The 15444-nt window shown below is 40.8% G+C and carries 11 protein-coding genes and 1 CRISPR repeat array (1 of these 12 cut by a window edge); of the genes, 4 read left to right on the plus strand and 7 right to left on the minus strand.

Features of this window, described 5'->3' with window-relative positions:
* Nucleotides 1-207: a CRISPR direct-repeat array (repeat unit 36 nt; unit sequence ATCTACACTTAGTAGAAATTGATTAGGTCGTTAGAC); it begins 2637 nt to the left of the window's first position.
* 287 nt (nt 208-494) lie between these two features.
* From tnpB to B2863_RS11585, 5 genes are all read right to left on the minus strand, one after another.
* Nucleotides 495-1649, minus strand: coding sequence for an IS200/IS605 family element RNA-guided endonuclease TnpB (gene tnpB, locus B2863_RS11565; protein WP_296210735.1), 1155 nt, complete (start codon nt 1647-1649; stop codon nt 495-497).
* Nucleotides 1650-1727: 78 nt separating this feature from the next.
* A complete protein-coding gene (cas1, locus tag B2863_RS11570; RefSeq protein ID WP_296210738.1) occupies nt 1728-2336 on the minus strand; it encodes a CRISPR-associated endonuclease Cas1 in 609 nt (202 codons plus the stop codon).
* 63 nt (nt 2337-2399) lie between these two features.
* Nucleotides 2400-6341 (minus strand): type V CRISPR-associated protein Cas12a/Cpf1, encoded by a 3942-nt coding sequence (gene cas12a, locus B2863_RS11575; protein ID WP_296210741.1) that lies wholly within the window; start codon nt 6339-6341, stop codon nt 2400-2402.
* A gap of 145 nt (nt 6342-6486) precedes the next feature.
* Nucleotides 6487-7101, minus strand: coding sequence for an AAA family ATPase (locus tag B2863_RS11580; protein WP_296210743.1), 615 nt, complete (start codon nt 7099-7101; stop codon nt 6487-6489).
* Between the two features lie 45 nt (nt 7102-7146).
* Nucleotides 7147-7770: a hypothetical protein gene (locus B2863_RS11585; protein WP_296210746.1), complete on the minus strand. Its 624-nt coding sequence runs from the start codon at nt 7768-7770 to the stop codon at nt 7147-7149.
* A gap of 183 nt (nt 7771-7953) precedes the next feature.
* Between B2863_RS11585 and B2863_RS11590 the strand changes: the two genes are divergently transcribed.
* From B2863_RS11590 to B2863_RS11600, 3 genes are all read left to right on the plus strand, one after another.
* Nucleotides 7954-8205 (plus strand): hypothetical protein, encoded by a 252-nt coding sequence (locus B2863_RS11590; protein ID WP_296210749.1) that lies wholly within the window; start codon nt 7954-7956, stop codon nt 8203-8205.
* Nucleotides 8206-8443: 238 nt separating this feature from the next.
* Entirely contained in the window at nt 8444-9040 is a 597-nt protein-coding gene (locus B2863_RS11595; protein WP_296210752.1) for a hypothetical protein, read from the plus strand.
* Between the two features lie 170 nt (nt 9041-9210).
* The gene (locus B2863_RS11600; RefSeq protein WP_296210755.1) at nt 9211-10068 is read left to right on the plus strand and encodes a hypothetical protein; all 858 of its coding nucleotides are present in this window, start codon (nt 9211-9213) and stop codon (nt 10066-10068) included.
* Nucleotides 10069-10171: 103 nt separating this feature from the next.
* Here the strand turns inward: B2863_RS11600 and B2863_RS11605 are convergent, their stop codons facing one another.
* Together B2863_RS11605 and B2863_RS11610 are read right to left on the minus strand one after the other, a co-directional pair.
* A complete protein-coding gene (locus B2863_RS11605) occupies nt 10172-11824 on the minus strand; it encodes a hypothetical protein (protein WP_296210758.1) in 1653 nt (550 codons plus the stop codon).
* Between the two features lie 170 nt (nt 11825-11994).
* On the minus strand, nt 11995-12597 hold the full coding sequence (locus B2863_RS11610) for a sce7726 family protein (RefSeq protein ID WP_296210759.1): 603 nt from the start codon (nt 12595-12597) through the stop codon (nt 11995-11997).
* 352 nt (nt 12598-12949) lie between these two features.
* On the opposite strand from B2863_RS11610, the gene nrdA reads away from it, so the two are divergent.
* Nucleotides 12950-15226, plus strand: coding sequence for a class 1a ribonucleoside-diphosphate reductase subunit alpha (gene nrdA, locus B2863_RS11615; protein WP_296210762.1), 2277 nt, complete (start codon nt 12950-12952; stop codon nt 15224-15226).
* Nucleotides 15227-15444 lie beyond the last annotated feature (218 nt).

The raw sequence follows: 15444 nt of genomic DNA on the forward strand, positions 1-15444 counted from the left end.
ATTAGGTCGTTAGACCAAATAATCGGCCATCAAAACCTCATTATCTACACTTAGTAGAAATTGATTAGGTCGTTAGACAAATTGTTATAATGATTACATCAGGTCAGATCTACGCTTAGTAGAAATTGGTTAGGTCGTTAGACGCAGTGCTATGCGTCAAGAAATGTTCGAATCTACACTTAGTAGAAATTGATTAGGTCGTTAGACCCGTTTTGCGAAATATTGATTAAAAAACGAACAAAAAAAAGAGGTTTTTTGCATAATAATTGAACAAATTTCGATAAAATAGAGCAAATTTCGACAGGAAGACAGGGGTTTGCATTCTTTATGCTCCGCTTAATCACCTAGTATCAATAAATCTTTTTCTCTGTGTTGAGCGTTACCAAAACGTAAAACCTCGCGTTCAATGAACTACCCACTACCTTAGAGGTAGGGTTTCTTAGGTAATGCCCATACTTGATACGATGTTTTGTATCAGCGGTTAGACAAATTTACTAAGCTAACCCTGTCGCACCGACAGTTTTTGATTGTTTAGCCAGTAGCAATCCTTGATTTAAGATATTGATACTAGCGTTAAGGTCGCGGTCATTTTCTTGCAAACAACTTGGACAATTCCAAGATCGCACCGACAACGGCCATTCAGCTTTCGTCAGCAAGTGACCGCACCCTGAGCAGGTTTTAGATGATGGAAACCATCGGTCTATTTTGACAAGTGTTTTACCATACCATTCCGATTTATAGGCCAGCATAGTGGTGAATGACGACCATGAGCTGTCACTGATTGCCTTTGCAAGTTTGCGGTTCTTAACCATGCCTTTGACATTCAAGTCCTCAATCGCAATAACATCGTGGTTTTTGATGAGACTGAATGAGAGTTTGTGCAGAAAGTCTTTGCGAGCATTGGTTATTTTTTCATAGACCTTGGCAACCTTAAGTTTTTGCTTTTGGTAGTTTTTACTGTCGCTTAATTTGCGTTGATCAGTTTTGGCAACCTCTCTGCGCTTGGCTAAAATCTTTTGTTCTCGCGACAGTTTGTCTTGCAGCTTTGAGAGAAACTTAGGATTGGCAACTCTGGTGCCGTCTGATAAGACGATAAAGTCTGTCAATCCTAAATCAATGCCGATATTAGAATGAGTCTTTGATAGAGGCTCAATTACTGTTTCAACCAATAGACTGACGTAGTATCTACCTGATGGTTTACGGCTGATGGTGGCGCTCTTAATCAAGCCATTTATTTTATCGGGGAGCTTGGCATTGATGTGGCCTATTTTTGGCAGTTTAACGGTGTTTTTAGTGATCGCCACAGTGCCCTTTTGATTGTTGGTGGTATAGCTGTCGCGTTGGCCTTTTTTCTTGAACTTGGGGAAGCCTGAGCCTTGCTTAAAAAACTTACTATAAGCTGCTCTTAGGTTTTGCTGCACATTAGCCAGTGCCAGGCTATCCACTTCTTTTAGCCATTCAAACTCTTTTTTGTACTGAGCCGGGGTGTTGTTTAGGGTGGTCTTTGTGGCCTTGTAGTGGTCTATTTTATCGGCAAGCATCTTATTCCAAATAAAACGACTGCAACCAAACGACTTAGCAAAGAATACTTGCTGTTCAGCGTTCGGGTATAGTCTAATTTTATAGGCTTTAAGAATTTGCGTGGGCATACAGAAGGTGCTTATATTTCGTGGTGTATTTATTATTAATTATACCACAATCGCTAAGAGTGGTGACTAATAACGCATTCATCCCACTACTTTAGAAGTAGGGGACTTCTGCGCTAAGGTGTTAAATATTTTAAGTTTGTACTTAACGATAGCAGACATAAGCACAGCATTGTAATCACTAATATGCTTTGCTTTCAATGAATAACGGGCGTTTGATAATGTGAAATACTTAACATCAAACTGCGCGAGTCTAAAGGATTTGACGACTTGTTTATCCACAATACAGCGAAAAGGCTCCACAAAATCACATATTAGCGACTTACGGCGAAACCAGAGTTGATGCAACACACCAACGTAAACATCAAAACCGAAAAGCCTAACAATACATTCTACAAAATTAAATAGTAGTGTATAGCCAATGCCTAGAGTCACATTAATAGGATCAATCTTTAGCCGTGGCTTTCGGCCTTTCCACGTAGCAGACTTCATGTCCACAAAGTATTGCTGAAAATACAGCTTTGCAGCATTGCCTTCCACCCCCATTAGATAGTCTAGTGCAGGGCTTTTCATTTGCGGTACGTCGTGATATTGATGATCATCAATAGCATCATAAATATTGTGCAAATAAATAGAGTAGGGGCAGAACAAGAAATCATTTAGGTGACTTATCCTAATAGCATTATCCATTGCTAAACCTCAGACATAAAAAAACACCCTAATATAATATCAGGGTGTCTTCTTACACGGCGATCACTTTTGATAAGGCTTTGTTTGCACAAACTCCAACCAGTTTTTGTTCGTGATTTTTAAATCAAGACCTTTGTAATCATCTCCAGTATGGCTTTGGATCTGACGCATAACCCATAAACCTTTTAGAGCGATATGATAAGCGCCATTAGCGTCAGCATCCTTTGGCAACACAGTTGATGTTTCAGACGAGCTATCTGCGTCCATACCATCATAATCTCTTGTGTCAAAGAACACGCCAGCATCATTACTAACAGGCGATAGAATAAAATCCTCGACCTTAGAGCCGTTGGTTTTACTGTATCGCATCGCTAGCAAAGTTTTTAATAAAAAGATGATACTGCTATACATGGACTTATCACCTTTGGACTTAATCATGGGACGTAGATCACGACCAGCCAGCTCTCCGTGATAGTCGATATCATAAGAAGAGAACAAAGCCTTTAGCTCGGTATTTACATCAATCTGCTTTTGGCCGCCTTTATTATTGTTGGCGTTTTTATCATAAACATAACGCTTAGTACCATGAGAGCAGATAGTCCAGTCTGTACGGGTATCTTGCGCCCGAGTACCAAAATTACTGTAATCAAACTCGAACTCAAAAAAATCTTTTTCTTTGTTGTACCGAATGCTATCGAAGCGATCAATAAAGTCTTTGGCTTGCTCGACGTTCTCATATTTAGGTTTTAGCAGATCAACAAATCCTGTTACGGGATCTATTTTACTTGTATTCCATGCTGGCACATAGAACAAGAACCCTGTTTGTTTACCCAAGTCCTTAAACGCGGTAAAAGCACTTGTTAACTGCAGAGCCTTACGCGCGCCGCCGAGTGCATCTGACTCAAACTCCTTAAAGACTAAATAGTTCAACTTGTCGATTAAAGCCTTCTCAAATGCTTGATACACCTGCTTCTCGACCTTAAAACGCCCGCGCTTAAATCCAAAGTTCAAGTCCTCAAGAACAACCACCGCATTGTACTCATAAATAAGTTTAGCAAGCTTATGTACGACTTGGCTTAAGTAACCCTTCTTTAGATCCTTAATGTTCTCAATCACACCCCAATTTTTTCTAGCGTCATCCCGTTCTTTTTCACGGGTATCAAGCAGCGTATGATATGGGGTTACGGTCTTATTGCTTGATACAACATCATTCAGACTCTCTTGATGAATAATGAGGCCATCCTGATTGATAACTGTGAGGTAGAGTAGGTGCCTCTCGCCGCGATCAATACCGATTAGGTGCATATCTTTGTTCTGATCATCACGAATAGTGTCCTTAACCAAGTTGTTAAACTGACCAGGACCAATACCATCGGCTTTAAAGTTCATCGTTACTGGCAAATGCAATAAGAACTTATCGGCAGTATATCGCTTGTCTTTAACAATCTCATAATCAAGTACTCGACTAGCATCAGGCGTGAGTGGGTTTTTCGAATATACACGCTCACCTTTTTTGTGCTTAATGGTATTTTCGGGATCTATCGACGCTTTTCTGTAGAATAGCTCTCCCTCGCCGTTAAGTTTGTAAACGGCGTCTTTAAGGTTTTCATCATCAAACAACGCTTTAAAGTAGATTGTATGCAAGTTAGGCTTGCCCCGTGAGTTTACAGAGAAGTCTTTGTTATAAATCTCAAACAAATACAACTGACCGTTTTCAACAAGGGTGTCGATATAATCAGCATCTACGTCCTCAAACGTAACCTTATAGCCCTGCTTACTCACCTCGTTATAGAACTCACTGATATCTTTATATGTACTGGTGTCAGAGAATTTAAAGCCAAACTCATGCCAATCTTTGTGCTTGGCCACGCTTTGCTTAAAGAAGTCAATCAACTGATGGCAATGCTCAATATTGAAATCATCCCCTTTTTTATGAGTGCCTTTTTCATAATTCTCAAGCAACTGTTGTGAAGGGGCAAAATAATCGATGTTACCTTTAGCAAAGAACACTTTAGGGAACATCTTATTCGGCCCAGGTAGCAGCTTATAGCGCATTTTTTGATAAGGGCTATTACTGTTTTCTGATCCAGGTGTAATCTCAGGGGCCTGCTCAAACACCTTCTTATGAGACTTATCCATAAGCGCTAAGTAGTAACGACCGTCTCTTTGAAGCAAGACACTTAAGCGAGACTTTTCTTTATTGACATCCCAACCTTCCAACAAGTTAGCATTTTCAAAGTTTAGTTTGAATTGCTCGTTGCTATACGGTTTTTGGCTAATGTAGTTACGTACTTTATTATAAAGCGGGAAGAACAGCTTTAGCTCTTCATACAAGGGTAAGAAGTCATTATAGAAACGCGCATCGATATCAAGAAGGCTGTCTTCTTCAATAACAGAACCTAGAGGCTTCACAAAATGTATTAGGTTCATGACGGCATCTAAAAAATGCTTGATATTTGCAACCTCTGCACCTTTTTGCAGCAGCTGGCGTGTACCTTCTTCGATTTCAGAATTCAGCACGCCTTTGATAGTGGTGTACTTGTTATCAATATCCCGTAGTAAGTCCACAGCAGCCTTACCGTCCTCTTTAGGCTCATTGACAAAGTACCTTGTAAAGTAATCTTGCACAGGGTTTATGATGCCAGACTTGCGTAAGCCGTTGTCTGAGTCAGTGCTGGCAAGATAAGCCTGATAAGCCGCCTCTATTGTGGCCACACTATGATAACCCTTAGTAAAGGCGTCTTTCTTTTTGTAAAGATCACTGGTTTTTTTCTGTGATTTGGCAGCGGCGAGTTGGTCAAGATGGTCTGGATTGATATGGTGATCATAATAATAACCAAGCGCTATAGGTAGTACCGAATAATCACCAAACAGACGATTTGATATTGAAGAAATCGCCTTATCGTTTTTGAGGTAAATCTTTGTTAGATCGAAAGAGGGTAGGGACGCAACAAGGTGTTTTAATGAATCAAGTAGGGTGTGCTCACTACTGTCGTTTGGCACCATAAGCAAATGCGATAGGTAGTAGTCATTAATGGCATCATACAGCTCACGATCATCGGCAAACTTCTCAGGCAGGAATGACAAAGAGCCTCTATCACTTAGTATTTGCTTGTATAACGGTCTTATTTTAGGTGCTTTACGGTTGCCACTACTTCTTGGTGATTGTTGGTTATATTCGTTGATAAGCTCGTTTAACCCTTGCGTTTTTTTGGCACCACTTTGAGTAGACACGCCGCCTATAAGCTGATTAAACCGGTCAATACCTTGCTGGCTTAGCAGCTCGTTATAAAATGAAATATTTAATACATCATCAAGAACAAAGCCTGCAGAGAATATCGATGATAGCTCAGTGGAAACCTGATTCTGGAGCGACTCATACAAAGCAGGGTAGTCATCTTTAATGAGTTGTAGGCTATTCATATTCTCAATGAATTTAGGCAGGTTCTCATGGATGATACGGAAGGCTAAAGCAGTATGCTTAGCATCAGCGCTATAAATATTTTTGCGGTTTTCATGAAACCCTATGAAGTAGGTCGCAAAATTCTTAAAGTCATCTACAAAGAACAAGTCGGCATCATTCTTCTTATTGTATTCCAATACGAATGACTCTAGGTTCTTAGTAAGCAATTCCTTCTTAAAAAGCTCACTAAACTCAGTCTTGAATTCAGCGGCTGTAAATGCGCTGGTAATCTGTTTGCGTAGATTATCTTGAATACGAACCAATTGCTTTTTTGTCTTATCGTCAGGATTTTTCTTATTATCTTCATAGGAGGCAAGAAACTCATCCAAATTGCTTATAGATAACTGGCTAAGCGCTCTGGATATGAAGTCCTTATGATACACATCGATGGTCTTTTTTATGCGCTTGTAATTAGTAGCAAGCTTCTCATCAGTTTCTACAAAGCCTTTTTTCTGAACATGCTCTAAGGTTTTACCCATAGGCCTCAATTCAAACTTCAAGGTTTTAGTGACGCTGTACTGGTTGGTAAATCTGTCTAACATAACGACCTCTTGTTGGTTGGGTGGTGTAAAAAATAGTGGCTGATTGCCTACTTATTGCGAATGAAGTAAATATCAGCTCACAAGGGAGCTGATATGCGTAGGGAAACGGCGGCCTGGTATTTTAGATCTGATAAATACTTACAGCTTAGGCATGACTTTTTATCAATTCATGCGCTTCATCTAATCGCACAAGGTTTTTAACGAACGTGGACAACTGTGATTCCAGCACTAAAGCGTCATCAGTTTTGTTCTCAATGACGTGTAATGGCTTTGATGTTGCAGGCGGGTTGTAACCTGTCACTTCATTATGAGCATCCCAATTGGCCAATTTCCAATTATCTCGCGCCTCATTTCGGGAAACCAGACGAGTTTTTGCCAAATCGGCATCAGTGCTCATCCACACGAGTACTAAAATAGCGTCAAATGGCTTAATTATCTCTTCTAGACGATCCAACCAGGCGTCATCTAAAAACTGCTCCATAAACGGGGCGTTGCAAATCACATCTGTTGTACGCAAAGATATGTTATCGACTGCAAGCGCCTCTAGTGTTGCATATTCAAGCGGAGCCACCTTGTCTTGATAGACATCACTCTCGCGATCGGTACTAGCTTGACCTAAAATCGATAAGATTTTTGGGCTAAAAGCATGGCTCATCGTGTCCTTATCTAAAAAGACTGCACCTAGCGATTCTGCTAAATCTTCACTGAAACGGGATTTGCCACTACCGGCGGGGCCGCCAACCAATATCAACTTTCTCATAAACATTCCTATAATTTAAGTAAGTGCTCTAACCAAGTGTATCTATTAATCGTTAACCACAACACCTAGATTTGCATCAAAAACAGTTTTGCCTCGACGGATAGAAGGGGCGAGGGGTCCTGTATCGTGTAATAAAGAATAAGCAGGCTCTCTTCTAACACCTTCATGGTATGACTTAAAGTATCCTGCCCGATACAAGCTATATAAATACGATTGAGCATAAGTATAACTAACATCTATGTCGTAATGCTCTTTTATATACTCTAACACCGTCTCAATTTCGAACACTATATCGTTACTAGTATTTATAACTCTAATAGCTTCCCAAACGTAGTTTCTATGCTCGGATTCTTGATATATTCCCTTTAGATCAATCTGAGGTGGCATTTTAGATGCTTTAATAACGCTAAAGACAAATCGTTTACCACCAGTAGGACTTTTACCTAGCGGCTCTTTGGCGATATATCCAGCTTTCGCCCAAGCATCAAGCCATGACTTTACTTGTTCATAGCTGAGTTTAGTAAGCTCGACTAACTCAAGGGTTTGCACAGGTTCTGACAAACCAACAAGAGCATTCCATAGGGTTATTTTCGTGAAGTCACCACGAACAAACACTGGATTCCCCGGCATTTTCCCTTCAAGCACAGGGTTAGGATGGGCATTTTCCATACGAGACCTTTAGCGATAATTTGAATAAATTGTAATAATTATTTATTGTAACCATAATTTATACTAAAATACACTATATTTCCCTCTAACAATATATTCAATACGTTCGACTACCTCTTAAGCAGTATTATTGAGGTTTGATCTCTGCTTGACCCAAAATAATTTTAGCAAAAGGCATGAAACATGAATAACCTATTAGCCGGTATGGTTCTAGTAGTAGGTCTTATCTGGTCGGTGAGCTGTCTATTTTTTCAAGATACAGAATCGGAAATTAAGACTAAAACCGAGATAGTGGAAACAGGGCAGAAGAGCAGCAATGCCTTTGCTCAACATCAAGCCATAGCAGCACAAAAAGATTTGATGGAGATCCAGCAAGACCAAGCAGAAGAAGGTTTGGATCAGACGAGTGAGTCGTTAGGGGAGTCTGTTAGGTAATAATTACGGGTTATAATCGTACAAGGCCGCCGACTAAGGCGGTTTTTTTGTGGGCAAAATTAGCATGATTAGAATATACCGCAGCACCACCAGAACCTTTAATTTACTTTATATTGTTTTAATTTTCTTTAAATGCCTTTAATTATTATATAAAATCTTGCAATAGTACGAATTATTGGTTATAATTACAAGCAAGAGATAGGCAGTCAGCCACCTCAAAATTCAATAAGGACACAACATGCAAACTGTACTAGATAAAACCGAAGCACAAACTATTGAAACGCTGTTCAAAGACATCTTTAAAGTGACGGATGCTGAGTCAGCAACCTTTGAATTACAAAGTATCTTAGGCTGCACTAACTACCACACCAATATCTCCAATGGCGTAAAAACCATCGGCAAGTCAGTATTCGTTGAAAATAACGTGAAAGTACGCTTATCTACGAGTCTCGCAGAAGTTGATATGTTGGTATGTTTGGTTCTAGGGACCAATGAAGAAGTTAATAAACCAGAAGATATCTATACGCTAGACGATAGCCTTGTTTTTAGCTCGATCAAAACGGTGTCACCTGCAATCTATCATGAATACATCTATAACGAAGACCCTAAAATCCGAATTGAGCCGCCATTAGCTTTTGATATGTCGTTTAGTTTGATGTATGCAATAGATTTGGTAGAGGAATTGATAATAGATAAGGCGGATGGTTTTATTCCAATGTTAGATATCGCCACCACCCTACTTAATGAAAATCCCATACAAAACGTTGTTGATGAAAATGTCATTAGCAAATTGATTGAAGATGTTAAAGCACAAGCGTTATCATTCATCAGCTAGCTCAAAAACAGCCAATCAGAAACCAATAAAAAAGCCGATTGTCATCAATCGGCTTTTTTATTAAAATAAATAGCGACCAATAATTGATAGTGTACGAAATAATGGCTATAATATATTAATGATTAGGCAATAGTGCCACTCTATGACAGAATAAAAACAGAGGTTAGAATATGGAGCAGGTTATCGACATTAGCAATGTGTCCAAAACGGATCTTTTACAAATGACAGAAACAGAGGTTTTTGATTTTATTATCGATACTGCAGAGGGTGATGCAGGTGACGAGCTACTGGCTCAGCTCGACACATTAACAGAGACTCAAGCCACGCGCTTAAGATACAACACGGTTAAAAGATTTCAAGAGTGCCATAAAAAACCTACTAAACGCCACGGTATCTACACCTTAAGAGATTACTTTTCAGATTTCGATGGCATGGTTTTTGGTCTAAACACTCCGGTAGCCAGTAGCTTATCTATCGTTGATATGTACTTATTTAAAGGGACCAGCACAAAGGTATTTGAGTCAGAGTGGGCAAATGAAGGCAGTGCTAAAAACCACGTTGTTAAAAAATGGTCGAGCTTAATTAGAAACAAGATCGCGCAAGACGCGCTGGCCAATAAAAATCGTCGGGAAGAAGAGGCTGAAATGCTGCAATGGGTAAGCGTAGGCTCTATTTTTGCTGTGTTGACGGTGATGGCGGATCAAACACCTGGATCGGCCCACGCACCGCGTGAGTTCTATCAGGTAGTAGAAATCAAGAGTATCTACACGGTCATTATTAAGAAGCTAGAAACCATCGTGCCAATTGGCGATGTGGCTAAACCTGTACTTGACTCATTCGTCGGCAAGCCAATAGAAAAGCGCCTAGCAACAGGTACATTCTTTGGAGTGGGCGGTATGGATGGCTATCGATATCTACGCTTTGAAGCAGGGCACCGCGACACTCATGCATACTTGGTGAAAAAGTCTACAACAGATGATCAGTACCGCCCAATTAAGAAGTTGATTGAGTCACAACCTACACATTAACCAGTATTGCGCTCAATGTTTAGTACGAAACATCTACAACCATGATGAATAATAATACGAACTGCCTACTACATTAGAAGTAGAGACAGTTCGTTTTTTTTGGCTAAAAACTACCAATATCGTATTTTTCGCTTACAGCATCCGCCTTTCTGTTCGTATCCCTTCTATCAGCCCATTTCAACATGGTTCCCGGTCTGCGATCTTCACTTGAGTCTTCATTAGACACCTCTTCCAAATCAGGACTGGCAGACTCCATCTCGCCAGCATCTACAGACTTTTCATCCAACTTAACCTCACCTGAATTACCAACGCCTTGTAGAGCCATCTGATAGATAGATGCAAGGTTGCCTTCGTGGTAGTAAAGCCATTTAGCGACTGGTTTATATTCAGAGTTTTTGAATGCAGCATACTCATCACCACCCTTAACAAGTGGCCAGAAGATAAACCAAACCAATGCCACCGCTAAAAAAGCTTTGTCTGCGAGAGGATGCCAACCGAACCTATCGCCCAATCGGGCAACAATTGACGTTAGTGCTAACACAAGGTTTAGTATCAAAAAGAACGCTGATAGCCCTAATGCGATGATCGGCATCATGATTGACTTGTATGCTTGAACGCCAATCTCTATTCTTTGATATTTTGTAATCCCTTCATACTTGCCAGCAGCGACACGGGCTTTTTTCATATAGCTTGGCGTAGGATCTTTGTAGCCCGCATCATTCATGTATGACCCACCTAAAACCAAACCAGGCAAGCCTTTCTCAATAAGTGCGCGGCCATCCTCTCTAAAGTCATCATCTCCAGGATACGCTTCTGTAATACCTGTTTTCTCAGCATACAAACGTCTTGTATCCGCATGATCAAGAAAATAAGATTGAGTGTTCGGCTTAATGCTTGTTTTAAAGCCATAGACTCTATTCATCACCTCACGCCACTCTTTGTTAGCATTGCTAGGCTTTCGAATGCTGTACTTTTGATGATGGATAACGTTTGGCAGATAATACTTATCAAAAAGCTCATCAAGCTTTTCTATTTGGTTGATGTTCCCTTTACTACGTGAATCAAAGTACTGGTCATCGTTATACGCGCACACATAATGATCCTTAATAGCCTGTTTATACAAATCCTCATCAAACCCCGTTAACAAAGCTTTGTAGGGGAAGAAGGCTTTTTCTAAACGACTCTCAAAACCCAGCTGCTTTGCTGACTTATCTGCACACCAGCCTCTTACTGCCACTTCAAGTTTCCGGTTCTGCTGGTACTTAGTACGGTAGTCTGTACTAAACCGACTAAATGGGTATACAAGCTTACCAAAGGCACCAGGTTCGTAAGTTTCTTTGAGGCCTTCAAATCTATATACAGGTACTAAGGTGTTATGTGCGGCATTAATCAAGACGGCTTTATTAAAGTCTTGCGTATCAGCGTTTTTTAAAACGTGAACAATCAACTTGTCTTGTATAACAAAGCTCAACGGGATAGAGACCACACTGGCCCAAAAGAAGGCTAAATAAGTATCCTTGTTGCTACTCCAGTAACCATCTGCAAAACGAGTTGATATCCATACTCGCGTAGCGATTAAGGCCAAACCTAGTCCTGCAATGACTTTACCCCAAAGTTCCATACTTGAGGTGACAAGCGCATCATTTGAGTAGCTAAGCATGCCATAGACAGTCGTGTTTAGTATCAGCTCGATAGCAAAATAACTTAGTGTCAAGACAATCAATGCCGAACCAAGCTTGGTTTTATTTGCTGCCATTTAAAATATTCCTTTTTACTTTGTTACCCAAGCAGCGGTAGGGAGCACCGGCACCATTCAATAACCAATATAGTAAGATATATTAAAATAAATAGCAATTAGAATTGACTAGGTACGAAATATTGGTTATTATATATTGGTGATTTGGAGAGATTAAATTGTAATAGACATTATGATGCGACTGTACCTTTACGAGCTTTTAGCCTCTTAATAACAAATTCACAAACCTGATCGGTTGATAGATGTTCTTGAATCAACTCCCTTAATACACGTTTGGTCATAGAGGTTTTGACCATAATGTCATGCAGCCTGGAAAGCTCGATTAACTCTTCTTTCCAAAGCATCGTTGCAAGATCATAAGTGTTTTGGGCGGGGTTGGGGCTACTTGTTCGCACTATGGCAATAGAGCCTAAGTCATCAATCAACAATATACCGATATGTTTTGGTGTGGTACTCAAAGCGCCAACAAGGTGTTTACTATGCGTGCATAGCCAAACTTTATTAAATACGTTGGAGTAGGCGATGGACTGAGAAGGCCATCTTTTCAAACTGTCTTTCTCAGACTTCACCTCAAAACCAATAAGTTTATCGGAGGCTAAGACAACATCAGCACGAAAAGCCTTATTAACTTGTGACTCAGGATCTTTGTTGTAGAATCCCAGTTCATTTATTAAGGCGGTATCATCTTTGAACAGGTAGTTGGTTTCAATCCAAGCATGTAGCAACTGGTTAATGTGCTGCACGCTAAGAGGGTCTTGATTAGGCAATGCCATAATTTTCCCTTTTTAGTCGTACTAATATAAATAACTGTTTTAACAAAATTATTTTACAGCAATCAGATTGATAAGGCTTGGTTTTTAAAGGCGCAAGCGAGATATCGCTATATCTAGAGCATATTTCCGCAGATTCGGCAATCTAGTATTTCACACTAATAACGGCTATATTGTGCTTAGTTTCAAGTAATGGCGCTATATATAGTTATTGGTTCTTTATCCAAAAGCGGCTTTTTTCCTACATTCGTTCTCTAGGTAGTTTAGCTGCTGCTATTTATTGTTCTATTTTTGGAACGATACTTGTCTGGCGCAAGCCAGCATGATAATCCTAGCGAATGACAACGAGGTCAACATGACACATATTGATAATATCAAAGTAACCAAAAGAGACGGACGGCTTGAGCCAATCAATCTTGATAAGATTCACAAGGTAATTGCTTGGGCAGCAGAGGGATTAGAAAACGTTTCTGTCTCGGAAGTAGAGCTCAAATCTCACATTCAGTTTTATGACGAAATCAAAACACGCGATATCCATGAAACGATCATCAAGGCCGCAGCTGACCTCATTACAGAACATACGCCTGACTACCAATATCTTGCCGCACGTTTGGCTGTATTTCATTTGCGTAAAATCGCATACGGTCGTTTCACCCCGCCTCATTTGTTAAAACAAGTACAGACTCAAACTGCCGCTAAGCGTTATGACGCTCATATCCTAGAAGATTATAGTGAAGCTGAATTTGATGAGCTTAATGACTATATCAACCATTGGCGCGATATGAATCTTGCTTATGCGGCTGTTGAGCAGATGATGGGTAAGTACTTGGTCCAAGACCGTGTGACCAAAACTGTTTATGAAAGCCCTCAATTCTTATATATGTTAGTTGGTATGTGCTTATTTGCATCTTACAAGAAAGATGAGCGCATGGACTATGTTAAACGCTTCTATGACACCGTATCTCAATTCAAAATCTCTTTACCGACGCCTATCATGGCAGGTGTGCGTACGCCATCACGTCAGTTCAGCTCATGTGTTCTGATTGAGTGTGACGACAGCCTGGACTCTATCAACGCAACAACGAGCGGTATTGTACGTTACGTCTCTCAACGTGCAGGTATCGGCGTGAACGCTGGCCGTATTCGTGGTCTTGGTAGCCCTATTCGCGGTGGCGAAGCGCAGCATACTGGTTGTATCCCGTTCTATAAGCTATTCCAAACAGCGGTTAAATGCTGCTCACAGGGCGGGGTTCGTGGCGGTGCCGCAACTTTATTCTATCCTTTATGGCATTTAGAAGCTGAGTCGTTATTGGTGCTTAAGAACAACCGCGGCGTCGAAGACAACCGTGTTCGTCACATGGATTATGGTATCCAGATCAACAAAACCTTATATACGCGTCTGATCAAAGGCCAAAATATCACCTTGTTCTCTCCAAGCGACGTACCAGGTCTTTATGACGCGTTCTTTGAAGACCAAGATGAGTTCGAACGACTCTACACCATGTATGAGCAAGATGAATCAATCATGCATCATACCGTGGCGGCGCAGGACTTGTTCAGCACGCTAATGCAAGAACGTGCCAGCACAGGTCGTATCTATATTCAAAATGTCGATCATTGCAACACACACAGCCCGTTTGATCCAACGGTGGCACCTATCCGCCAGTCAAACCTATGTATGGAAATTGCATTACCGACTAAGCCGCTTGATAACATCAATGATGAAGAAGGCGAGATTGCGCTTTGTACGCTATCTGCAGTTAACTTGGGTATGATTAGCGATGTGAAAGACATCGAAGAGCCAGCTGAATTGATTGTACGTGCGCTTGATGCATTGCTTGATTATCAAGACTACCCTGTAGCAGCTGCTAAGAACGCAAGTATGCGTCGTCGTACGCTAGGTGTAGGCGTTATTAACTATGCCTACTATCTTGCTAAGAACGGGGTTAAGTACTCAGATGGTAGTGGTAACGCACTGACGCACCAGACCTTTGAAGCACTGCAGTACTATCTTTTGAAGGCCTCTAACAAACTGGCTAATGAGTTTGGTGCTTGCCCTGCATTCAATGAGACCACGTACTCTCAAGGTATCCTACCTATCGATACTTATAAGAAAGACCTTGATAACGTGTGCAATGAGCCTTTGGCGTTTGATTGGGAAACGCTGCGCGCAGATATCGTTGCAAGCGGTCTTAGAAACTCAACATTGACAGCGCTTATGCCATCTGAGACATCAAGCCAGATAGCAAATGCTACCAATGGTATTGAGCCGCCGCGTGGACTGGTTTCTGTTAAGTCATCAAAAGACGGTATCTTAAAGCAAGTTGTACCTGAAATTGAGCGCTTACGTGGTAACTACGAGCTATTATGGTCCATGCCTAACAACGATGGTTATCTGAACCTGGTGGCGATCATGCAGAAGTTTGTGGATCAAAGCATCTCTGCTAATACCAACTACGACCCATCGCTGTACGAAGGCGGGCGAGTACCGATGAAAACGCTCCTTAAAGACCTTCTGAAAGCTTACAAGCTTGGCGTTAAGACTTTGTACTACCATAACACTCGTGACGGTGCTAACGACGCTCAGGACGACATGGAAGACGATTGTGCAGGCGGTGCTTGCAAGATCTAATAACAGTGGTAATTAATACAGAAAAGGGCGGGCTTTAATTATAAAGCCCGCCCTTTTCTTGTAAAGGTGATCTAAAAAATAATTGGAAAGCGCAACCCTCTATTTTTTAAACAGACTAGTTTAAGCATACTTAGTATGCTATAATAAGTCGTACAAGAAGCAGGCATAATGTTTGCTGACTGCCAAGCTAAGCAGCGACCAATTAGCTTAACGGAGTA

The sequence above is a fragment of the Psychrobacter sp. UBA3480 genome (genome assembly GCF_002377945.1).
Taxonomy (GTDB): Bacteria; Pseudomonadota; Gammaproteobacteria; order Pseudomonadales; family Moraxellaceae; genus Psychrobacter.

Excerpts from the sequence above, each read along its gene's own strand:
- tnpB (WP_296210735.1), bottom strand. The coding sequence starts at position 1,649 with ATGCCCACGCAAATTCTTAAAGCCTATAAAATTAGACTATACCCGAAC.
- cas1 (WP_296210738.1), bottom strand. The coding sequence starts at position 2,336 with ATGGATAATGCTATTAGGATAAGTCACCTAAATGATTTCTTGTTCTGC.
- cas12a (WP_296210741.1), bottom strand. The coding sequence starts at position 6,341 with ATGTTAGACAGATTTACCAACCAGTACAGCGTCACTAAAACCTTGAAG.
- B2863_RS11580 (WP_296210743.1), bottom strand. The coding sequence starts at position 7,101 with ATGAGAAAGTTGATATTGGTTGGCGGCCCCGCCGGTAGTGGCAAATCC.
- B2863_RS11585 (WP_296210746.1), bottom strand. The coding sequence starts at position 7,770 with ATGGAAAATGCCCATCCTAACCCTGTGCTTGAAGGGAAAATGCCGGGG.
- B2863_RS11590 (WP_296210749.1), top strand. The coding sequence starts at position 7,954 with ATGAATAACCTATTAGCCGGTATGGTTCTAGTAGTAGGTCTTATCTGG.
- B2863_RS11595 (WP_296210752.1), top strand. The coding sequence starts at position 8,444 with ATGCAAACTGTACTAGATAAAACCGAAGCACAAACTATTGAAACGCTG.
- B2863_RS11600 (WP_296210755.1), top strand. The coding sequence starts at position 9,211 with ATGGAGCAGGTTATCGACATTAGCAATGTGTCCAAAACGGATCTTTTA.
- B2863_RS11605 (WP_296210758.1), bottom strand. The coding sequence starts at position 11,824 with ATGGCAGCAAATAAAACCAAGCTTGGTTCGGCATTGATTGTCTTGACA.
- B2863_RS11610 (WP_296210759.1), bottom strand. The coding sequence starts at position 12,597 with ATGGCATTGCCTAATCAAGACCCTCTTAGCGTGCAGCACATTAACCAG.
- nrdA (WP_296210762.1), top strand. The coding sequence starts at position 12,950 with ATGACACATATTGATAATATCAAAGTAACCAAAAGAGACGGACGGCTT.